A 22,088-nucleotide genomic window follows, 5' to 3' on the forward strand; every position below is an offset into this window, starting at 1 on the left:
CCGTCTACACTATAAAAAAACAAAAATATAAATAGATAGGTAATTGCCGATGTGGTTAAGAAAATTCAGTTTAATTCAACGTTTGGGCATCATAGTTGCTCTTATTACGTTGTTATTTGTATTACTTACTGCCGTTGTTCTAAATAGGCATTATGAAGCTTTAAAGCACAAGTCTTATGAAGAAAACCAGCACCTTGTTGAAGTTGTTCATACTATGCTTAGCAGCTTTGCTGCACGCACTGATATAGATGAAGCAACAGCCAAGCAACAAGCGCTAGACGCAGTTAAAGCGCTGCGTTATGACGGCAGCAATTATTTTTGGATTCAAGACCAAACGCCAACCATGGTCATGCACCCTATTAAGCCAGCGCTTGATGGACAGGACCTGAGAACGTTTAAAGACGGAAATGGAAAAGCGTTCTTTATCGAGATGGCGCAAAAGGTAAAATCTAAAGGTGAAGGCTTTGTGGACTATGTATGGCCGCTGCCCGGCGAGGAGTCACCCACGGATAAAATCTCTTATGTAAAAGAGTTCAAGCCATGGGGTTGGACGGTAGGTTCTGGTATTTACCTGACAAACCTAGAACAGGAGTTTTCTCACCTACGCAACCTGATTGTGGTGTTCTGCGTGGTAAGCGTAATTTTAGTCGTGCTACTTATTTACGTAATCGGTGGAAGCATTGTCAAACCGGTGCAAGAAGTTAGTGAGCGCATGAAGGACATTTCACAAGGTGAAGGTGACCTAACCCGCTCACTGCCAGAAACTGGTCAGGATGAGGTGACTCGTCTGGCTCGCTACTTCAATGAGTACACCGAAAAAATGCGCCAATCGCTATTGGGTATCCGTGAGAATATAAACTCACTAACCCAACAAGCCGAACTGGTAGAAACGTCGAGCAAGAACAGTAACGCCCAAGCTCAGACCCAAAATGAAAACATGCTTCAGGTTGCCGCTGCGATGGAAGAAATGACCACGCAGATAAATGAAGTTAGCAATAATGCTGACTCGGCAGAGAAAAGTACAAGCAGTGCCCGTGGTAACGTGCAGCACGGCGCCTCGGTCGTAGACAGCACAGTAAAAGATATCCGCTCTTTAACCTCGGATATTGAAAGTGTAAGTAGTGCAGTGACCGAACTTGCTGCGCAGACCGAAAGCATTGGTGCGGTACTTGATGTTATTCGCGGCATTGCCGAACAAACGAACCTACTTGCGCTTAACGCTGCTATAGAAGCCGCGCGAGCGGGCGAGCAAGGACGAGGGTTCGCCGTTGTAGCTGATGAAGTTCGCACGCTAGCAAGCCGTACCGGGCAAAGTACCGATGAAATTCAGGCGATGATTGAAAAACTGCAGAACAACGCCAAAAACGCGGTTGATGCAGTAAAAGTGAGCCAAGCGGCGTCGACTAAAACCGTCGATAACGCCATACAAGCGAACCAAAACTTGCAGGAAGCAGATCGCCTGATGACCGAAATTGCCGATATGAGTAGCGAAATAGCTCGGGCGACGGAACAGCAAGCAGAGGCTGCTACAGAAGCCAATATGCGTATAAATGCGCTATCTGGTGCTGCTGATAGCAGCTTGCGTACGGCTGATGAATTAGCCGCTGCAAGTCAGGCGCTACGCACAAGCTGTCTGGCTATTATGGATATTGCGAACCGCTTTAAGCTATAAACTCTCATCCAATAGTTGGCCTGCTGCACCTTGCTTGAAAGCCTTAAAGGTATCGAAAGCATCGGAAAGCAGGCTAATATTAGTGTTGTCCACTGCACTGCGCATACGGCTGTGTTATGCCTTTTATAAAGAAAAAACTAAACTTTACTGTTATTTGCTTCTCTTACCCTCATTACGTGCTTTCGCATTCTCTGTTTAAACAATACACCTACCTTATGCGTATGGAAGAAACGACCTGAGTGCATTACACTCAGAAGCACCATAAGTGGCTGTTCATCAATTGCCGTTTTGTAATTGGTATTGCACCACATAAAAGTAGTGGCTTTTGCGCAATAAACCTTAAACGCGCAACAAATCAAGGAGTTGAATATGAGTAGTGGTTCAAAGGGCAAGCCTATTTTATTATGGGTGGTTGGTATTTTTGTGGTGCTATTTCTGGTGTATTTTTTGTTCGCCAACACCATAATCAAATCTATTCTCGAGTCCAAATTAGGCGAGTCATACGGCGCTGAAGTGAATATCGACGAGTTCGACCACTCTCTTTTTCCGACCACGGTTACACTAAAAGGCATTTCCCTAACTAACCCTACAAAACCTTCGCATAACCAGGTTTTTGTGGGTGAAGCTTATGCTGACGTTGAACTCAAGCCGCTTTTGAACGACCAGGTTATTGTTAACAACCTTAATTTACTGAAAGTACAGTTCGACACGTTGCGCGAGACTGAAGGCGAAGTGTATCGCGTACCAGAGCGCTCATTGTCATTTGATGAAATCAAAACCAAAGCCAAAGAAGCGGTGCCTACGGTCGATGAGCTACTCGCTCGTAACCCGCTAAAAACCACCGCTGCCATTGAAAAAGCAAAATCTGCCTACGAAACTTACGGTAAGGGCCTTAAAGACGATTATGAATCTTTACCTGATAAGGCGCGCATTGAGTACTATAAAACGCAAGTTGCCCAGCTAAAAGAAACGAACTACAAAGACCCTCAAGCCTTGGTACAGGCGAAGTCATCGTTTGATAAGTTAAAAGAAGAAATGCAGGCAGACCGCGCGCTTATTAGTAACTTCACGGAAAAAGCGAGCGATGCTAAAAAAGCGTTCAGTGAAAGCGTTGAGGCACTTAAAAAAGCGCCACAAGAAGATTACGCTTTGTTAAAAGGCGTAATTGCAGGCGATCAAGCTGCGCTTTCTCAAGTGACTTACTTTGTGTTTGGTGACAAGGCGGCGGAATACACTGAGTACCTCATGGCAGCAATGCAAATTGTTATGCCGCTCATTCAAGGTGAAGAAAAAAGTGAAGCGCCGACTGAAGTGCCGTCAATCTTGGTGAAAGAAGCCAATGTATCAGTGCTTTGGCAAAATGAAACTATCACCAGCAAGTGGAATAACATTACAAACGTTCACGAAGTCTTCGGTAACCCCACCACCTTTACTATTGAAGCGGCGGGAGACCTATTAAAATCGTTTACTTCAAGCGGAGAATTCTGGATTGACGGCAACGGGGTTGACGCTAGCCAAGTATGGCAGCTAGCCGGTGTGAATATGTCTGACATTACATTTAGCGGCAATGAAACGCTAAATGCTGTACTTAAATCGGCGTTGATGAAAACCAATGGCTCGATGAAAGTCACTGATAACATATTAAGTGGTACTGGCGAAGTTGATCTTCAGCAGCTTGTTATGGAAGCCACTGGCACCAGTGATATTACCAGCGCGATCGCGCAGGCACTGCAAACGTTAACCAGCTTGAACATGACCATGCTACTTGACGGTACGCTTTCAGACCCTGGCTTCAATATTAAATCCGACCTTGATAATAAGCTTGCTAAAGCGGCGCTTTCTCAGCTTACCGCAAGTCAAAAAGATAAGTTAGATGAGCTAAACAACAAACTCAACAGCATGATAAGCAGCCAGCAATCACTGTTATCCGGCGAACTTGTTGATGTAAACAGCATGCTTAGCGCAGCGCAAGGCGACAGTGCCGCTCTTCAGGAACTACTACAAGCTCAGCTTAACAACGTTGTTGAGCAGCAAAAAAGTAAACTATTTGACAAATTGAAGGGAAAATTGGGCCAAGGTGAATAATGCGACTTTGACTCGACGCTGCTTCGCGGCATAATAAGACACAGCAGAGGCGCAGAGCCTCTGCTTTTTTTCCGCTTAACCACATTGTCAGGTGAATCTGTGTTGCAAGGTAAATGGCTTCCCATTGTATTGATAGTACTGCTTGGTCTATTGCAATACAGGCTATGGTTTGGAAAAAATAGTATTCCCGATTACTTCAACCGAAAACAAGAAGTTCACTCTCAAGCCCTTCAAAATGCAAATCTTGCTCAGCGCAACGCCCTACTCAAAGCTGATATTAACGATTTAAAAATTGGTTTAGAAGCCATTGAAGAAAGAGCGCGAAACGAACTCGGTTTGATCAAAAAGGGAGAAACCTTCTACCGTATTTTGCCCGCAGATTCTAAGTGAAGAACATGACATCGCCCCGCGTTGTTGCGGTTATCCCCGCAGCCGGAGTTGGCAGCCGAATGCAGGCTGACCGCCCTAAGCAATACCTCACCATAAATGGTAAAACTATTCTTGAACACACGATTGACGCATTGCTACATCATCCGTTAATCGACGAGGTGATCGTAGCAATAAGCCCGGGCGACGGGTATTTCGATCGATATGGGTTGCGTGACAAACCCATTCACGTTGTTGACGGCGGCAAAGAAAGAGCAGATAGCGTTTTAAACGGTATTGTGAATCTTGGTGAGAACGACTGGGCACTGGTACACGATGCAGCAAGGCCTTGTGTGGAGCAGAGCGATATTTCTGCACTTATCGAATTAATACACTCCCCTGACGTTGTAGGCGGTATACTGGCTACTCCTGTTCGTGACACTATGAAACGGGTCAAGTCTTCGTCGAATGTGATTTCACACACCGAAGATAGAGAGGGTTTGTGGCACGCGTTAACGCCTCAACTTTTCCCAGCCACATTGTTAAAACGCGCTCTTCAAAATGGATTATCACAAGGCGCCAACATTACCGACGAAGCGTCAGCCATGGAACTTGAAGGCTACAAGGTTGCCATGGTGAACGGAAGCCCGGCGAATATAAAAATAACGCACCCTGCCGATCTTCCTTTAGCAGAATTTTATCTTAAGCAAAAATTTAGCGCGCAAGGCCAGGACGCTCAAAGCTACAGCGCACAAAGCTACAGCGCACAAAATCAAAAGGCACAATCATAATGCGAATTGGACACGGATTTGATGTACACAAGTTTGGCGGTGAAGGTCCCATCACAATAGGTGGCGTAAAAATCGACTACGAACAAGGGCTATTAGCCCACTCCGATGGGGACGTTTTACTCCACGCGCTATGCGATGCCATGTTAGGTGCGGCAGCACTCGGTGACATAGGCAAGCACTTTCCTGACACAGACGACGCCTACGCGGGCGCAGACAGCCGTGTGCTGTTGCGTCACGTCGTCAATGTGGTAAGGGAGAAAGGTTACGGCTTAAGTAATGCAGACATGACCATTGTGGCGCAAGCACCTAAAATGGCGCCGCACATTTCGGCTATGCGCGAGATTATTGCCCAAGACTGCAACGTAGCACTTGATGACATTAACGTAAAAGCAACGACCACTGAAAAGCTCGGTTATACCGGTCGTAAAGAAGGCATTGCCTCTCACGCCGTTGTTCTACTGGAAAAATTATGAAGCCTTTACACACTGACCACTGGCAGTACTATTTCGCAAAGCCTGTATCCACCGGCATTTTTAAATTCCAAGCCGACGATTTCCAAGTTGTCGAGGATTTGGGCTATACCCCTTGTGGTGAAGGCGAGCACCAGTTTGTTTTTATTGAAAAAACCAACACAAACACTGCGTTTGTTGCTGAGCAGTTAGCCCGTTTCGTTAACCTACCACTACGTCAAATTACCTATGCTGGTCGCAAAGACAAGTATGCGGTAACTCAGCAGTGGTTTGGTATTCACGCGCCCGGTAAACCCGATTTCGATTTTAGTAATTTCGAACTTGAAGGCGTTAAGGTGCTTAAGCAAATGCGCCACAATAAAAAACTGCGTACAGGGCAACTTAAAGGCAACCACTTTACTATTACCTTACGTCAGGTTCTGCATCCAGAAGCCATTGAAGAGCGTCTTCAAGAAATTGAAAAGCACGGCGTGCCAAACTATTACGGCGAACAACGCTTTGGTGTAATGCGCTTAAATGACATGGGTGAAGTGCAGCGCGGTGGAAACCTGGTAATGGCAGAGCGCATGGTCAATGGCGAAACCATTAGACATCGCAACAAACGCTCAATGGCGCTTTCAGCGCTACGCAGCTGGCTATTTAATGAAATGCTTTCTGCGCGATTAGAAAAAGGGTTGTTCGACAACGTCGTTACCGGCGACGCGCTGGTACTGTCGGGCTCCAATAGCTTTTTCATCAATGAAGGTTCAGAGCAGCAGCAAGAGGCACAACGTCGCTTTGATGACAAAGATGTGTGTCCATCGGCTCCACTTTGGGGTAAAGGCGCGCTTGTTACGCAAGCTGACGCACTCGTACTAGAGCAGTCTGTCGCAGAGCAAAATAGCGAAGTTATCGACTTTTTAAGTCAGTGCGGGTTCGAACAAGAGCGCCGAGCGATAAAAATTTGGCCTTCACAGCTTGAATGGCAGAGTAAGGGTGATACATTTACTATCTCATTTGCGCTTCCTAGTGGCTGTTTTGCAACCTCAGTCCTTAGAGAGTGCGTTGAAACCCTGTCGCCAATTAACAGGGTTTAAAGAAAGTATTGAGAAAGCGTGGCGCGCAATAGACTAAACCTCGCGTGGCTGTGGATAATAATAAAGGAAAGTACGCAACATCATGAGAGCTTCTAGAAAAGGAGACGCGTTAGCAGAACTGCTTTACAACGAGGGAATACGTTCGCAAGCAGTATTAAACGCCATTGCTGGTACGCCGCGGGAAAGCTTTTTACCCGATGCGCTGAAACACAAAGCCTATCAAAATACGGCGTTACCGATAGGTCAAGGCCAGACAATTTCGCAACCATATATTGTTGCGAAAATGACTGAGTTGCTGCTGGATAGCCCTAATAAACCCGAGAAAGTTTTAGAAATAGGCACGGGCTCTGGTTATCAAACTGCTATTCTGGCGCAACTATTTGCCAAAGTATTCAGTGTTGAACGTATTAAGTCATTGCAGTTCCAAGCGAAGCGTCGAATGAATCAACTCGACCTTCACAACATTGCAATGAAACACGGTGATGGTTGGAAGGGCTGGGCGTCCAAAGGTCCTTATGATGCTATTATCGTTACTGCCGCTGCTGCGAGCCTGCCTCAGGACTTGTGCGATCAGCTTAAAGAAGGCGGGCGACTCATTATACCCGTAGGCAACGAACAACAATCGTTGCTATGTATTGATAGGATTGAAGGTGAACTAACGACATCGACCATTGAATCGGTCCGATTTGTTCCCCTTGTAGCAGGAGAGCTAATGTGAAGCTTTTTGAGCCATGTTATGACATGGCGTTACGCTGGGCGAGGCATCGCCACGCAACCAAATATTTAGGTGGGTTAAGCTTCTCAGAGTCAGTATTCTTCCCTATTCCACCTGATGTAATGCTTGCTCCAATGGCATTGTCACAGCCTAATAAAGCTTGGCACTTTGCCTTTATTACCACGATTGCATCTATTTTTGGCGGCATTGCAGGCTATTGGCTAGGCTATTTTGCATTTGATGCATGGCTTGCCCCGCTTATTGAAAGTTGGGGTTATACCCACAAAATCGAGACCGCAATGCAGTGGTTCAAAGACTACGGTGTGTGGGTAGTTTTTCTCGCAGGCTTCTCCCCTATCCCCTATAAAATATTTACTGTAAGTGCTGGCTTCTTGCAAATGGCTTTCTTGCCCTTTGTACTGGCATCTGCCGTGGGGCGTGGCGCACGATTCTTTTTAGTCGCCGCACTTATGCGCTGGGGTGGCGCTGCGATGGAGCAAAAGCTAAGGCAATATGTAGAGGTGCTTGGCTGGGGTGTAGTTGTCCTCGCAGTTTTCGCTTATTTACTATTGCGATGATATGCGTAAGCACTGGTTTTACCTAGGCTTTTCCTTATATATCTTTGCACTTCTTGGGGGCTGTGCAGGTCGAACAGCACCCGCTCCCGTTGTTTTGTTAAATAGCCAAGTATCAGATGGAAGCGAAGAATACACTAAAAAAACCTACAAAGTTCAACGTGGAGACACCCTTTACGCGGTCGCATGGTACACCGGAAACGACTATCGTGACTTAGCGAAATACAACCAATTATCAGCCCCTTACACCATTTTTCCCGGTCAAATTTTAGCCGTGACACCTCCCTCGAAAGTGGCTACACCCCCTGTTATACCTAAGTCTAAGACCAATCAGTCGACAACTCCGACCACTTTAAATGTAGACAAAAGTTTGGTTGACCGTCCACAACCACAGGCGTATCGTGAAAGTGAAAAAATTGTTAAGCCACAAAATGTTAAAGCTGTCAAGAAGCCGTCACAAAGCGTCAAAAAACAAACACCGACGAGCTTCCCCGACAAAGTACAAGAGTGGGTATGGCCTGCAGAGGGTAAAGTAGTTGGAACCTTCAGTAAGTCAGAGTCAGGTAACAAAGGTATTGATATCGCTGGTGCTAGAGGCAGTAAAGTCGTAGCGGCAGCAGATGGAAAAGTTGTTTACTCAGGGAGTGCACTAAGAGGTTACGGTAATCTGGTTATTATAAAACACACAGATACCTTTCTAAGTGCCTATGCCTACAACGACACCATTTTAGTCAAAGAACGAGAATGGGTATCGGCGGGGCAACAAATAGCAACCATGGGTGACAGCGGAACAAATTCGGTAAAACTTCACTTTGAAGTTAGGTATAGAGGGAAATCATTAGACCCTATGAAGTACCTGCCAGTATTAAAATAATAAAAATAAATAACAATAAAAAAAGACAAAGGAGAAACGTCATAAGGTAAACCTTGTAGCAGGAGATTCACGATGGGTAAGTCAAATAAAGCCTTAGAATCAAAACCGCAAGATGACTTAGATGTCATCGATATGCCAGCTGATATGAAAGCTGACGAGACCTTAATTAACGACGCTGAACTAGAAAATGACGATGCCATTTTCAGTCAGGACGACCAACCTAAAAACCTAGATGCCACACAGCTTTATCTAGGCGAGATTGGTTTTTCACCACTGCTAACCGCAGAAGAAGAAGTTTATTTTGCGCGCCGCTCACTGAAAGGCTGCGAAGCCTCTCGTAAACGTATGATTGTAAGCAACCTTCGCCTTGTTGTTAAAATTGCTCGCCGTTACAACAACCGTGGGTTGGCACTTCTAGATTTAATCGAAGAAGGCAATTTAGGACTAATTCGTGCCGTAGAGAAGTTTGATCCTGAACGTGGATTCCGCTTTTCAACATACGCCACATGGTGGATACGCCAAACCATCGAACGCGCTATCATGAACCAAACGCGCACCATTCGTTTGCCTATTCATGTAGTGAAAGAACTGAACGTGTATTTACGTGCTTCTCGTGAACTTTCACAAAAGCTTGATCATGAGCCGACCGCAGAAGAAATTGCACTAGCGCTTGATAAGCCTGTTGAAGATGTCACTAAGATGTTGCGTTTAAACGAGCGCATTACTTCTGTCGATACACCCATTGGCGGAGAAAATGATAAAGCATTACTAGACATTATTGCGGACGAGAAAGAGTTTAGCCCTGAAGAGAGCTTACAAGACTCAGATATCAAAAGTAATATTGTTACGTGGTTAGAGGAGCTTAACCCTAAACAGCGCGAAGTACTTGCACGCCGTTTTGGATTAATGGGTTATGAGCCTTCTACACTTGAAGATGTGGGTGCCGAAATTGGCTTAACACGTGAACGTGTTCGTCAAATTCAAGTAGAAGCACTTCGCCGTCTTCGCGATATGTTGGGTCATCAGGGTCTTTCATTAGAGAATTTGTTCGATCAAATGAAGTAGCTTCTACGCGTAACGTAGAAAACTAAAATGCCAGTGTTGCGAAGCTTTACGTTATTGAGCTTCCCAACACTGGCATTTTTTATTTTGGATTGAAAGAATGACTTAGTGAGCGTAACTTCTAAACCCGATGTTAGTTCCTGACAAGAGTAACGAATGTGTAAGAGTGCGCATTTTTCTCATCGGCACTGTGCGCCTCTCGCGACACTTCTTTCCAACTTGCTGCTGCTTCGTAGTCTGGAAACTGCGTATCGCCATCAACGTCTAAATCGATATGCGTGAGGTACAAGGTGTCTGCTTTATCCAGAAACGATTGGTAAATAGTACCGCCACCAATAATCATTACTTCATCATTTTCGCTCTGCTCTGGGCTCAATGCTTTAGCAACCTCAAAGGCTGACTCAGGCGAATCGACCACTGTAGCGTCAGACAGACTGTAGTCTGCATTGCTTGTGATAACTATGTTTGGTCTGCCTGGCAGTGCCCTTCCAATTGACTCATAGGTTTTACGGCCCATTATAACTGCCTTACCCAAGGTGATAGCTTTAAAGTGCTTTAGATCTGCCGGTAAATGCCACGGCATATCATTGTCGGCACCTATAATTCTGTTTTTCGCCATAGCAGCAATCATCGCTATCTTCATTTCATTACCTTTAAAGCCGTTTTAATTTGTTGAACCGCGGCAGTATATCAACAACGGTGACCAAATGTGTAATGGCTCAAAGTATATAGCTGCACCATCAACAAATAGAAACAGTTATCATTTGCATTATTATTTTAACTGTTCTAGTGTGTATATAGGAGGTCGCTACAATGCAAATAAACTATTTATGTCCTAAACACGCAGACTGGGTTTATAACAACCCAGAACAGGCGTTACACGTAATGGCGCGCGACGAATTGCAAGGCACTATGCTTATGCAGAGCGGTCAATTCAGTGACGCAATTCCCTACCTTGGCTGTGCGTTTGATATCGCCGTTATTCTGCTAGAAGTAGATGGTGGAGAGAATAGCGCTATGACCGCCAAAATTATGGGTTTAACAAGCTTACTTGAAGAAGCCTACTTTCATCTGAAACTGCCTCACCACAGAAACGCTATTGTCGACAGAGCTCATACTGTCATCAGCGCCTCGAATAACATGGTAAACAACCATCTACCACTGCGCTTCGCCGTGTAGGAGTTAGATACACCAACAAAAAAGCCCGCATCTTGCCTTGGCAATAATGCGAGCTTTTATCCGTTTCATTACGTTGTTCTGGCGAACCTACCGCTTAAATTTGTAGCAGGTTTAACATGCGCTATGTTCACTTGCCAGCAGCGGATTGTCATTAGCAACTTAGCGGCTGGCTTTTAACGCCTGTTTCTCAACGACTGTTTCTCAGCGACGATACTCAACTTCCACGTCGTAATCGTCCTCGTCCCAGTCGTCGTCATCTAGGTCGTCTTCAAACTCATCATGAGCTTCAAGTGTATTCTTGTGGTAAGTGTCCCACTTAAATTCCACCTCTTTTTTCTCTTCTTCCTCTTCCATTTCTGCAGGAAGAGATTCAATGAAGTCCATAATGTCGTTACACAAAGGATCTAGATTCATCTTCTGGAAGGCAGAGATTTGGTAAACAGGGCCTTCCCAACCTAGTGCATCGATCACGTGCTGGCAGCGTTCTTCAGCTTCTGCTTCAAGCAACAAGTCGACTTTATTGAACACTAACCAACGTGGCTTGTCTGCCAGCTTAGGACTGTACTTTTCAAGCTCTTCAATAATTGCTTTGGCGTGCTCAGCAGGATCTGTTTCATCAACTGGGAAAATATCCACGATGTGAAGCAATATACGGCAGCGTTCCAAGTGTTTTAAGAAACGAATACCTAAGCCTGCGCCATCGGCTGCACCTTCAATCAATCCAGGGATATCAGCAATAACAAAGCTGCGCTGTGAGTCTTGACGAACTACACCTAAGTTAGGCACAAGGGTGGTAAATGGGTAATCAGCCACTTTAGGCTTAGCTGCCGATACAGAGCGGATAAAGGTTGATTTACCTGCATTAGGCATACCTAGTAGACCCACATCTGCCAGAAGCATTAGCTCTAATTTAAGGTTGCGAATTTCACCTGGTGTACCATTGGTCTTTTGACGAGGGGCGCGGTTAGTACTGCTTTTAAAGCGAGCATTACCTAAACCGTGAAAACCACCTTGTGCCACTTTAAGCTTTTGGCCATGACGGGTTAAGTCACCTAATACTTCACCAGTATCGCTATCCGTAGCGCGTGTGCCCACAGGAACCATTACAGTGAGGTCTTTACCTTTCTTACCAATACAGTTGCCGCCTTGACCATTTTGGCCGCGCTCTGCACGGTGAAAGCGCTCAAAGCGATAATCGATCAATGTATTTAGGTTTTCATCGGCTTGTAAAAACACGCTGCCGCCGTCACCACCGTCGCCACCGTCTGGGCCACCTTTAGGTACGTATTTTTCCCTTCTAAAGCCAATGGTACCGTTGCCGCCGTCGCCGGCTTCAACGCGAATTTCAGCTTCATCTACAAATTTCATTTATCACTCCGGGCTGTAATGCCGTGGGTTATTAACTTATTAATGCGAATACTAAGTTTACACCAAATTGCTCATCGGCGCTTTTGTGTCTGTTCAGCATTCTAAAAAACGAGAAGTAAAACCTTGCCTAACGCTAAACTATGCTGGATTTTCAACGCTATTAATTAAGAACAGAAAAAGAAAGAAAGGTTTCATAAAACAAAAAACCCCGCAAGCGCGGGGTTTTTCTAAGCCTGTTCGGCGAGAAGCTTACGCGCTTACTCAGCTACGATGCTTACAAATTTACGGTTCTTCGGTCCTTTAACGTCGAACTGAACTTTACCGTCTTTTAGTGCAAACAACGTGTGGTCTTTACCGATACCCATGTTGTCACCAGCGTGGAAACGAGTACCACGTTGACGAACAATGATGTTACCAGCAAGAACAGATTCACCACCAAAGCGCTTAACACCTAGGCGTTTACTTTCTGAATCACGACCGTTTTTGGTACTACCACCAGCTTTTTTGTGTGCCATGTGTTCGTGCTCCTATTATGCGTTGATACCAGTGATTTTCACTTCTGTGAACCACTGACGGTGACCCGCTTGCTTACGAGAATGCTTACGACGACGGAACTTAACGATTTTTACTTTATCGCCACGACCGTGTGTAACAACCTCAGCAGTCACCTTACCACCAGCAACGATTGGTGTGCCGATTTTTACGTCGTCACCGTTGCTTACCATTAAAACTTTGTCAAATTCAACCGTTTCGCCTGGGGCTACTTCGATTTTTTCAAGACGAACGGTTTGGCCTTCGGCCACACGGTGTTGTTTACCGCCACTTTGGAAAACCGCGTACATAGTTAACTCCGCTCTGCGTCCACTGACGCTTCAATTCAAAAAACAGGGCGCGAATTGTACGTGAAACATCCGTAAATCACAACCCCGATTCGCAGAAAAATAGATTATTTTTCCAACATGGGGGGAATTATGCCCCAATTGCTTATTTGATGCAGCTTCAAATGCCTAAAAAGCGTTAAAAAATCACAATTTTTTTTGAGAAAACTGGAAAAAAGTTGAAGTCATAACGAATAAAAATTGAAGTATTAATAGGCCGGACTGACGCATATGGCGATCAAACTGATAACCGATCTGCCAGTAAGGATCGACAAAAGATCCCTCAAAAAGGGCTGCGATCCTAATGCGATCCCTCCATTGGATCGCACTAAAGAAATTCAAATACTTTATCTGCCATAAAGCGATGTAATTTCGATTCGCCTTTAACGCCTCGACTTCTGGTTAACAAAAGAAGTTACTTGTATGCTCACGGTTTTCTTTATTTAAATATCAAAAAATAGCGCGTTGGCAGGAAAAAATAGCAAGAGTCTCTATAATTGCATGTAATTACTTAATTTAGGGGCATGCTAGCTGCGCGCCGACATACATAGAACGAAATTTATGTTAAGAATGTCACCCGCCCTATTTCATATCCGGTTTAACCGTATTTGAGGAATTACACATAAATGCGTTAAGCCGTCACTTTTTAAGACAATTTGGTGGATAGTACGGATGATTAAGGTACAATCGCCCCCAATAATTGCCCAAGACGTAAGAGTAAGTATTTATTGCCATGCCTATGGATATAGATCAAATCCGCGCCCTGTCTAATGATGATATGCAGGCGGTCAACCAGCTGATTCAACAACAAGTCGATTCTGATGTTGCCCTTATTAATCAGCTAGGTTTTTACATTGTAAACAGTGGCGGCAAACGCTTGCGCCCACTTCTTACCGTGTTAAGTGCGCGGGCCATGGGAATAGACAACAACGATCACCATACCCTTGCGGCGATTGTGGAATTTATTCATACCGCTACCCTGCTGCATGATGATGTCGTTGACGAGTCGACCATGCGCAGAGGGCGAGAAACGGCTAATGCCATTTTTGGTAATCAGGCATCGGTATTGGTGGGTGATTTCCTATACACCCGCTCTTTCCAAATGATGGTAAGCCTAAAGCGTATGCGCGTTATGGAAGTACTGTCAGAAGCCACAAACCAAATTGCTGAAGGCGAAGTTTTACAGTTGATGAATTGTAACGACGCCAGCACTACAGAAGCCCGATATTTTGACGTTATCTATGGTAAAACGGCACGTTTGTTTGAAGCCGCAACACAGTTAGCCGCAGTGTTAACCGACCAAGATGAGCACATTGAACACGCTATGCAAGAGTACGGCAAGCACTTAGGGACTGCCTTTCAGCTAGCTGACGATATACTTGACTACATGGCTGACAGCGAAGAAATGGGCAAGAATGCTGGTGACGACTTAGCCGAAGGTAAGCCTACTCTGCCATTGCTTTACGCGATGTGGCACGCCAAGAACGACGACGATAAAGCACTTATTCAAGAAGCGATTGAACAAAGCAATGGCCTACCACACTTAACGCGAATTCAAGGCATTATGGAAGAAACCGGTGCGTTGGATTACACACGGGAATGTGCGCAAAAAGAAGTGCAAATGGCCATTGATAGCTTAAACGCTATTGAAGATTCAGAGTACAAAGAGGCATTAATCGCGCTGGCACATATTTCAATTGAGCGCACGAGCTAGGGCCTGTTGACTTCAGATTTACTAGCTTTGGTGATAATAGAAGCCCTTTGATCGCGAAACATCCGTGCGCGAAACATCCGTATAAACCTAGTGGGCTAAGTTGTATGATAAGGCGTGTTGTAAGTAACACGCCTTTTTTAATGGCGCAGCCTAACTACGATAACTTATGAAGAAAACTAGCTCATTTTCAAAACGCTAGCCTTCAAGCATAAAACCTATCATCCCCACTAAGAAACCAAGAATACCGCCAAGGGGAGGAAGCCAGTGATTTTCCATGCGGATTTGCGGGGCAATGTCCTGAAACACCGAATAGAGAATACCGCCAGCTGCAAACAGCATAATGCCGCTCATTATGACAGGAAATTGCGCTAAATAATAAAACCCTAGCAAGCTAAACAAGGGGCCAAGCAGTGCCATCAATACAAAAATTATAATGAGCTTGGTACTGCGCCGCTTATTTTTGGGCAGCATTTCTCGATAAGCGTTGAACCCTTCAGGTAAATTTTGCACCGCAATGAGGATACCTAATAGCATGGTGCCTCCACCAAGTGCCGCAGTGGTACCAAGAGCAATAGATTCAGGGACGAAGTCGCTAAGCATGGCGGCGAGTTGACTGCCCGCGGTTTTCTTTTTGGCTAAGTAAATATCTAAGGCCATAAAAGCTAAGGCACCACCAACAAAACACGATATAGCAGCGAATACGGATACGTCTTTTATGCCTTCAGGAACAAGTACAAGGCCTACTGCCGATATTAGTGCCCCCGCTCCCAACGCTAAAATACCGTGTCGCAACTCTTTCTCTAGCCACTTAGGCTGGACCCCTTTAAAGGTAGCTAAAATAGCGCCTGCGGGCATGGCAAGCCCTGCGACCGTTGCCATAACCAATAAACTTATTATGTCGCCCTGAGGCATAAAGACTCCTTCCTAACACTTTTACCGTTACTCTATGGTTACTTTCAAGAGCATCAATGGTTTACATGCAAAGCCAAAATTTAATATCACACAGAAGTTAGCACAACAAAAAAGAGCAGCGTCGCGCTGCTCTTTTTTTCGTAAGGCTGTTGATAATCGCTAGTGGCGATATATGCCGCACCCAATTAATTTAAATCTAAATCTCGGGTCATATTCTCATTTTTATCACGATGCACAATGATGTTGTCTTCAATGCGAATGCCGCCAAACGGCTTGTAGGCATCAATGGTATCCCAATTGATGTATTTAGACGCAGGTGTTGCTTTGAGGTCTCGCAGCAGGCTGTCGATGAAGTATAGACCCGGCTCAATTGTGAACACCTGACGCGCCTCTACCATACGCGTGCAGCGCAAGAACGGGTGATCTTCAGGAGCAGGCTTAGGCGTGCCTCTGTCGTCATTAACCAACCCGCCCACATCGTGTACCTGCAGACCCAAGAAGTGGCCAATGCCGTGTGGGAAGAACGTACGAGTAATCCCCATTTCTACGATTTCAGGCGGCGTTAAATTCACCATACCAGTGTCATGAAGAATTTGTGCGATGCCATCGTGCGCTAGCAAGTGAATGTCTGTGTAGGCTACACCCGGCTTCAACGAATCGACTAAGGTTAGCGTTACCTTGTCTACCGCTTGAATAAGATCGCGAAACATCGCTGAATTATGAACGCCGTCTTGAGCGTAAGTACGCGTAATATCCGCTGCATAACCATGATAATTCGCTCCCGCATCAATCAAAAAGGAGCGCGATTCTTTCGGCGCTACGGTATCGCACTGCATGTAATGCAAAATTGAGGCATGCTCATTGAGTGCCACGATGCTGGTGTAAGGCACATCGTTATCGCCTTGTCGACACGCAGAGGCATAGGCTAAGTTAATGTCGAACTCGCTTTTACCTTCGCGAAAAGCCTGCTCTGCCGCCTTATGACCTGCTACCGCCAGCTTGTTTGCTTCACGCATGCAGTCAAGTTCGTAATCGGTTTTATAGGCGCGTTGGTAATGCAAATAATGCAGCACGCGATCTGGATTAACATTTTCAAAACCCAGTGCTTTTGCCACTTCAATATACTCACCTACATAGGCAAAACGGCTTTTGTCGTAAGGCAGGAATTTCTCTACCGCATCGGCCTGTTGAAGTAGCTTAATGTCGAAGCTCTCAGTCCAAAAATCATTTGGTTCTGGCGGCACCTTGTGCCAGAAGTCTTCGGGGCGATAGAAAATAAGTGTAGGCTTGTCTACACCGTTAACCACCAACCAACAGTTAGGATTATCAATAACAGGCACCCATGCTTTAAACTGCGGGTTGACCTTGAATGGGTAGTGATTATCGTCTAGGAAAAGGCGCTTGCCCTGCCCTGAGTGAATAACTAGTCCGTCTAGTCCTTCTCGCTGTAGCGCTTCGCGTGTACGCGCTTGAAGCTCTTCGATATGCTGTTGGTAGGTTGCTTGATGTTGCGACATAGCCCCTCTTATATTTTTTTAGTCGTTAGATCCACTAGTGTAACACGAGGCCAGCATGACATGCATACTGGCTCAGACCGATACGTCCTCATTTACGCTAAAGCGCGCATAAGCACGCCCTAACTGCATGTTGCTATCGCGGCGCTAGCTGTAGAGTACCGGTCACCGGATGTGTACTTACGGCATCTGCCGATGGGATCATATCGCGGGTGAGTTGGGGGAAGATATTCTCATTTCCGCCTAACTGTTGGTCGTAAATATGCTGATACGCCATCACCGCTTTGACGTAGGCACGGGTTTCTTTGTAAGGAATATTCTCAATCCAAATATCCACAGGCAGTGCTTCATTGGCAGGCAGCCACTCCAACACTTTGCGCCATCCCGCGTTATAAGATGCAGACACCAACACTGGATTATTATTAAGCTTATCCATCAGGTAACGAAGATACTGCACACCGTATTCCACGTTATCATCCACCTGAAAAAGCGTGCTTCTGCTTACTTTTTCCTTCGCTACATAACGCGCCGTTCCAGGCATAAGCTGCATGAGTCCTGCCGCTCCCACGGAAGAAATAGCATCGCTTCTAAACGAGCTTTCACGACGTGCAATGGCCATAGCCAGTGACTTTGAAATGCTGTAGGCCTGCGATTTTTCACTAAATACATCGTTAAAGGCTAGCGGGAATCGGCGCTCAACATCATCCCAATAGCCGCTTCGCGCAAAGCTGGTAATAGCCTGATCGTATAAGCCCCATTCATACGCCAAAATGCCCGCATCCGTTACTTTAGACTCGGGTAAATGTGAGAGTAAGTAAAACCACTCGCGGCGCGCCTCTGTGGTTCTATCTAGCCTAAAAAACTCAACAGCTCGCAGGGTGGCTGGCGTTTTCGCTACGCTTGCAATAGCCGCTGTATCTCTTGGCGCCGGCGTATGTTCTAGCGATGGTATCTCACCAATATGAGCACTTGCCATAAAGCCATAGTAATGACGCTCTTGCGCAAGTTCTTTGTATAGCACCGTTGCCTGCAAACTTTGCCCAAGCGCCTCTAGGGCACGAGCTTTCCAGTAACGGTAGTTTTCTTCTCGTTGCAAGTTAGCAGGGGCATTATCAACAACGTCTACCACCTCCTGCCACTTTTTCGTACGCAGCAAATGGGAGATATGCCAAAGCTTTACGTCTTCACTGGCTCCCTCTACGTCAGCAAGTTCAAGCCAATGGTGCGCTTGAGGAAGGCGGTCTAGCGTGTAGCTAAGCGCTATTGCTCTTCGCATAACGTGCTGCTGTGCTTGTGAAAAGATGTTCTTGTCGTTGTAACGGTTAAAAACCGTGCCGGCTAAATCAGGGTTTCGCCATGCAAGTTTTTCTACCGCCCATACAATGACCTCCGCTTCATGGGATGTATTTTTTAACGGGAAGAGTGCTGCTTTGTTAACTCGGCTTGAATCCCGGGTTACTGATAACCACGCATCTGCAAGATATTGCTTATCACTGGGTAATTGGCGCTTAAGATAAGAGATAATACTTCGATTATCTTCCTTCGCGGCAATCTCAATACGTTTTATCACCATTTCTGGTGTCATCATGCCCGCTTTTTTCCACTTAGCAAAAAGCGGATCGCACTCATCAGGTTGAGACTGCCCATGAAGCCACAATGCATCAACTTCAGGTAAAATATCTTTTTCGCTTTCACCTTCTTTTAAGCGGTAATTAAGTGCAATACAGGTAAGCCTTGCACCCATACCAGGGCGATAGTTTTCTAAAAATGTGCTGCGGTAGTCATTTTTTGCAAGGTAGTTAAGCCACTTATAACGCACACCATAGCTAACCGGCTGTCCATTGAAGTCTTCCAGAAACTGTTTTACATCGCGCTTTGTCTTAATCGACATGGTGCGTTCAAGCTTAAGCCGAAGCAGATAAGGATAAAGTGGGTAGTGCGCTAACTCATAAATGTCGTTATCAAGATGCTGAACACTGCGTTTTGAGTAAGTTAATAATTTCTTTTCAACTTCTAAATAGCGAGCGCGATCTTTTTCGAATATGTCTTCGGGTAACGTTAAGGGCTGGGTTGCCCAAGCACCAAAGGAAGAGAAAGAACACATTAGTGCTCCCACTACGGTGGCGAGCAATTTATTGTTTTTTGTCAGCGAGCGCTGACCTAACCACGAACTAAAATAAAAACCAGACACAATAGAACTCCTACCCTGCTCTACACTCGAACGCTTATGAGCGCTGGCAAATTTGCCGAATCGAGCTGATTGTAAAATGTTGCTGAAAAAGCAGCATTGCGACTGACCCACTACGTTCGTTTGAAAAACGAAGGGAAAATTTCAGCCTGGCTCCTTGCCAAAGAAGATGTTGTGCCAGCTGTCGTTAGCTATGCTTTACACACATAGTTGACATGATTGTAGATTATTCTTTTGCTGGATTGGCGCTTTGCGTCAATAACGCTCATTATACAACCACCAATGGCGAAATGAAGCTTGAATTCGATATTTACACTTGAATTTAAGTCATCCGACCACTACCTTAGACAAATTGAAACGCTTGTTTGATTTTTTGTTGAAATTTTGTGTGGCTTTGTAAAGAATCTAGCCACCCTAACGCGTTAGTGAATGCATACGACCCTACAAACTAGTTGGATTACTTCACTAACATCCTGGCCAATGCCGAAGGAGATGATAATGATATACACAGGCAAAAGTCTTTCCGTCAGCCTGTTAGAAGACGGCTTTGCTGAGCTGGTATTCGACGCCCAAGGTTCAGTAAACAAGTTCGACCGCCAAACGGTAACCGAGCTTGACGAAGCAACCCAAGCCCTACTTGCCAAAGGCGATGTTAAAGGCTTAGTAGTACGCAGTGCAAAACCTGCATTTATCGTTGGTGCTGATATCACCGAGTTCACTGGCCTATTCGCCATGGACGATGCAGAAGTACTACAGTGGGTTGCTAATACATCACAAGTATTCGACCGCTTCGAAGACCTACCTTTCCCTACCATCGCTGCAGTTAACGGCTTCGCTCTAGGTGGCGGCTGTGAAATGGCATTGGCGTGTGACATGCGTATTGCAGACACTACTGCTTCAATTGGTTTACCAGAAGTTAAACTAGGCCTAATGCCTGGTTTTGGTGGTACGGTTCGTCTACCTCGTCTTATTGGCGCAGACAATGCCCTTGAATGGATGACCACTGGCCGCGACAGAAAAGGCGCGAAAGCCCTTGCTGAAGGCGCTGTTGACGCCGTTGTAGCACCAGAGGCACTTGTTGAAGGCGCACTTTCAATGGTGAAAGACGCAGCAGAAGGCAAGTTTGACTGGCAAGCTCGTCGTGCGGTTAAGAAAGCCCCACTACAGCTAAATAAAAACGAAGCTATGATGAGCTTCTCTACTGCTCAAGCTATGGTATTTGCACAAGCTGGCAAACATTACCCAGCGCCGCACAAGATGGTTGAAACGGTACAAAAAGCAGCGGGTCTAGACCGCGACGGCGCACTTAAGCTTGAAAACGAAGGCTTTGTTGCCCTTGCGAAAACCGACGCTGCGAAAGCACAGATTGGTATTTTCCTTGCCGACCAACTAGTTAAGAGCAAAGGTAAGAAGCAAGCGAAAGCAAGCACAAAAGAAACCAAGCTTAATGCTGTACTAGGTGCAGGCATCATGGGCGGCGGTATTGCATACCAAAGCGCCGTGAAAGGCACGCCAGTTATCATGAAAGACATTAACCAAGGTGCACTAGACCTTGGCCTTTCAGAAGCAGCGAAGATCCTTGGTAAAGGCATGCAGCGCGGTAAAGTAGACGCGGCCAAAATGGCGCAAACACTTAACGCTATCACGCCTACCCTTGAGTACAGCACACTGAAAGATGCAGACCTTGTTATTGAAGCGGTTGTAGAAAACCCGAAAGTAAAAGGTATTGTACTAAAAGAAGTTGAAGAGAACGTAGCTGACGACGCTATCATCACTTCAAACACTTCTACTATCTCTATCAATCAGCTAGCTGAAAGCCTAGACAAGCCAGAGCGCTTCTGTGGTATGCACTTCTTCAACCCAGTGCACCGCATGCCGCTTGTTGAAATTATTCGTGGCGAAAAAACGTCAGAAGAAACCATCAATGCAGTAGTAGCCGCTACCCTTAAAATGGGCAAAACCCCAATTGTGGTTAACGACTGCCCAGGGTTCTTGGTAAACCGCGTATTGTTCCCATACTTTGCAGGCTTCAGTAAGCTTCTTATCGACGGTGCAGACTTTGTAGCCGTTGATAAAGTAATGGAAAAAATCTTCGGCTGGCCAATGGGCCCTGCTTACCTAATGGACGTTGTAGGTATCGACACTGGCGATCACGCAGCAGACGTTATGGCAGCGGGTATTCCAGAGCGTATGGCTCGCCTAGACAACGACCCTGTAACACTGTTCTACAAAGAAGAGCGTTTAGGTCAGAAGAACGGTAAAGGTTTCTACAACTACGGTGTTGATAAGCGCGGTAAGCCGTCTAAAACACCTGCAGAAGAAGCATACGCACTAATGGCGCCACACGTAGCTGACAAGACAGACTTTGAAGCTGACGAAATTATTGCACGCCTTATGATCCCTATGGCAAACGAAGCAATTCGCTGCCTAGAAGAAGGCATTGTAGATAGCGCGGCTGAAGCAGATATGGCGCTACTTTACGGCTTAGGTTTCCCTCCATTCCGCGGTGGTATTTTCCGTTGGATTGAAACCATTGGCTTGGCGAACTTTGTTGCTATGGCAGACAAGTACGCTGAACTTGGTCCTATTTATCAGATCTCAGACGGCGTTCGTGAAATGGCCGCTTCTGGTAAATCCTATTTCGCATAA

20 protein-coding genes are annotated in these 22,088 nt (G+C 45.7%); 13 read left to right on the forward strand and 7 right to left on the reverse strand.

Annotation, left to right across the window (positions count from 1 at the left end; translation table 11 throughout):
- The first annotated feature begins 49 nt into the window (after positions 1 to 49).
- The 10 genes from BGK61_RS17940 (at position 50) to rpoS (ending at position 9,689) form a co-directional block, all read left to right on the forward strand.
- Positions 50 to 1,672: a methyl-accepting chemotaxis protein gene (locus BGK61_RS17940; RefSeq protein ID WP_014997233.1), complete on the forward strand. Its 1,623-nt coding sequence runs from the start codon at positions 50 to 52 to the stop codon at positions 1,670 to 1,672.
- 369 nt (positions 1,673 to 2,041) lie between these two features.
- Positions 2,042 to 3,757: a TIGR03545 family protein gene (locus BGK61_RS17945; protein WP_076012916.1), complete on the forward strand. Its 1,716-nt coding sequence runs from the start codon at positions 2,042 to 2,044 to the stop codon at positions 3,755 to 3,757.
- 99 nt (positions 3,758 to 3,856) lie between these two features.
- The gene (ftsB, locus tag BGK61_RS17950) at positions 3,857 to 4,147 is read left to right on the forward strand and encodes a cell division protein FtsB (protein WP_014997231.1); all 291 of its coding nucleotides are present in this window, start codon (positions 3,857 to 3,859) and stop codon (positions 4,145 to 4,147) included.
- 5 nt (positions 4,148 to 4,152) lie between these two features.
- Complete coding sequence (gene ispD / locus BGK61_RS17955) at positions 4,153 to 4,914, forward strand: 2-C-methyl-D-erythritol 4-phosphate cytidylyltransferase (RefSeq protein ID WP_014997230.1); 762 nt, start codon at positions 4,153 to 4,155, stop codon at positions 4,912 to 4,914.
- Positions 4,914 to 5,387: a 2-C-methyl-D-erythritol 2,4-cyclodiphosphate synthase gene (gene ispF, locus BGK61_RS17960; protein WP_014997229.1), complete on the forward strand. Its 474-nt coding sequence runs from the start codon at positions 4,914 to 4,916 to the stop codon at positions 5,385 to 5,387. The genes ispD and ispF overlap by 1 nt, the downstream gene beginning before the upstream one ends.
- Positions 5,384 to 6,460, forward strand: a complete 1,077-nt coding sequence (gene truD, locus BGK61_RS17965; protein ID WP_014997228.1) for a tRNA pseudouridine(13) synthase TruD — start codon at positions 5,384 to 5,386, stop codon at positions 6,458 to 6,460. Before ispF ends, truD begins: the two co-directional genes overlap by 4 nt.
- Positions 6,461 to 6,542: 82 nt before the next feature.
- On the forward strand, positions 6,543 to 7,178 hold the full coding sequence (locus BGK61_RS17970; RefSeq protein ID WP_014997227.1) for a protein-L-isoaspartate(D-aspartate) O-methyltransferase: 636 nt from the start codon (positions 6,543 to 6,545) through the stop codon (positions 7,176 to 7,178).
- The gene (locus tag BGK61_RS17975; RefSeq protein WP_076012729.1) at positions 7,175 to 7,753 is read left to right on the forward strand and encodes a YqaA family protein; all 579 of its coding nucleotides are present in this window, start codon (positions 7,175 to 7,177) and stop codon (positions 7,751 to 7,753) included. The genes BGK61_RS17970 and BGK61_RS17975 overlap by 4 nt, the downstream gene beginning before the upstream one ends.
- 1 nt (position 7,754) lies before the next feature.
- Positions 7,755 to 8,624: a peptidoglycan DD-metalloendopeptidase family protein gene (locus BGK61_RS17980; protein WP_076012730.1), complete on the forward strand. Its 870-nt coding sequence runs from the start codon at positions 7,755 to 7,757 to the stop codon at positions 8,622 to 8,624.
- A 72-nt stretch (positions 8,625 to 8,696) separates the two neighbouring features.
- Positions 8,697 to 9,689 (forward strand): RNA polymerase sigma factor RpoS, encoded by a 993-nt coding sequence (gene rpoS, locus BGK61_RS17985; protein ID WP_014997224.1) that lies wholly within the window; start codon positions 8,697 to 8,699, stop codon positions 9,687 to 9,689.
- Between the two features lie 130 nt (positions 9,690 to 9,819).
- On the opposite strand, the gene folA is transcribed toward rpoS, so the two are convergent.
- The gene (gene folA / locus BGK61_RS17990; protein ID WP_014997223.1) at positions 9,820 to 10,317 is read right to left on the reverse strand and encodes a type 3 dihydrofolate reductase; all 498 of its coding nucleotides are present in this window, start codon (positions 10,315 to 10,317) and stop codon (positions 9,820 to 9,822) included.
- A 182-nt stretch (positions 10,318 to 10,499) separates the two neighbouring features.
- Here folA and BGK61_RS17995 point away from each other — a divergent pair, with 182 nt between their 5' ends.
- On the forward strand, positions 10,500 to 10,865 hold the full coding sequence (locus BGK61_RS17995) for a hypothetical protein (RefSeq protein ID WP_076012731.1): 366 nt from the start codon (positions 10,500 to 10,502) through the stop codon (positions 10,863 to 10,865).
- Between the two features lie 201 nt (positions 10,866 to 11,066).
- Here BGK61_RS17995 and cgtA read toward each other — a convergent pair whose 3' ends face one another.
- The 3 genes from cgtA to rplU all read right to left on the reverse strand — a co-directional run bounded on the left by cgtA (position 11,067) and on the right by rplU (position 13,075).
- On the reverse strand, positions 11,067 to 12,233 hold the full coding sequence (gene cgtA, locus BGK61_RS18000) for an Obg family GTPase CgtA (RefSeq protein ID WP_076012732.1): 1,167 nt from the start codon (positions 12,231 to 12,233) through the stop codon (positions 11,067 to 11,069).
- Positions 12,234 to 12,490: 257 nt separating this feature from the next.
- Complete coding sequence (gene rpmA / locus BGK61_RS18005) at positions 12,491 to 12,748, reverse strand: 50S ribosomal protein L27 (protein WP_012517170.1); 258 nt, start codon at positions 12,746 to 12,748, stop codon at positions 12,491 to 12,493.
- A gap of 15 nt (positions 12,749 to 12,763) precedes the next feature.
- On the reverse strand, positions 12,764 to 13,075 hold the full coding sequence (gene rplU / locus BGK61_RS18010) for a 50S ribosomal protein L21 (protein ID WP_012517169.1): 312 nt from the start codon (positions 13,073 to 13,075) through the stop codon (positions 12,764 to 12,766).
- Positions 13,076 to 13,850: 775 nt separating this feature from the next.
- Here rplU and ispB point away from each other — a divergent pair.
- Positions 13,851 to 14,825, forward strand: coding sequence for an octaprenyl diphosphate synthase (ispB, locus tag BGK61_RS18015; protein ID WP_076012734.1), 975 nt, complete (start codon positions 13,851 to 13,853; stop codon positions 14,823 to 14,825).
- 195 nt (positions 14,826 to 15,020) lie between these two features.
- On the opposite strand, the gene BGK61_RS18020 is transcribed toward ispB, so the two are convergent.
- The 3 genes from BGK61_RS18020 to BGK61_RS18030 form a co-directional block, all read right to left on the reverse strand.
- The gene (locus tag BGK61_RS18020; protein ID WP_076012733.1) at positions 15,021 to 15,737 is read right to left on the reverse strand and encodes a ZIP family metal transporter; all 717 of its coding nucleotides are present in this window, start codon (positions 15,735 to 15,737) and stop codon (positions 15,021 to 15,023) included.
- Between the two features lie 185 nt (positions 15,738 to 15,922).
- A complete protein-coding gene (gene pepQ / locus BGK61_RS18025) occupies positions 15,923 to 17,254 on the reverse strand; it encodes a Xaa-Pro dipeptidase (protein ID WP_076026124.1) in 1,332 nt (443 codons plus the stop codon).
- 133 nt (positions 17,255 to 17,387) lie between these two features.
- Entirely contained in the window at positions 17,388 to 19,442 is a 2,055-nt protein-coding gene (locus BGK61_RS18030) for a transglycosylase SLT domain-containing protein (RefSeq protein ID WP_014997217.1), read from the reverse strand.
- Between the two features lie 495 nt (positions 19,443 to 19,937).
- Here BGK61_RS18030 and fadB point away from each other — a divergent pair, with 495 nt between their 5' ends.
- Complete coding sequence (gene fadB, locus BGK61_RS18035; RefSeq protein ID WP_076012854.1) at positions 19,938 to 22,088, forward strand: fatty acid oxidation complex subunit alpha FadB; 2,151 nt, start codon at positions 19,938 to 19,940, stop codon at positions 22,086 to 22,088.

This window comes from Alteromonas abrolhosensis, from assembly GCF_001953635.1.
Lineage (GTDB): Bacteria > Pseudomonadota > Gammaproteobacteria > Enterobacterales > Alteromonadaceae > Alteromonas > Alteromonas abrolhosensis.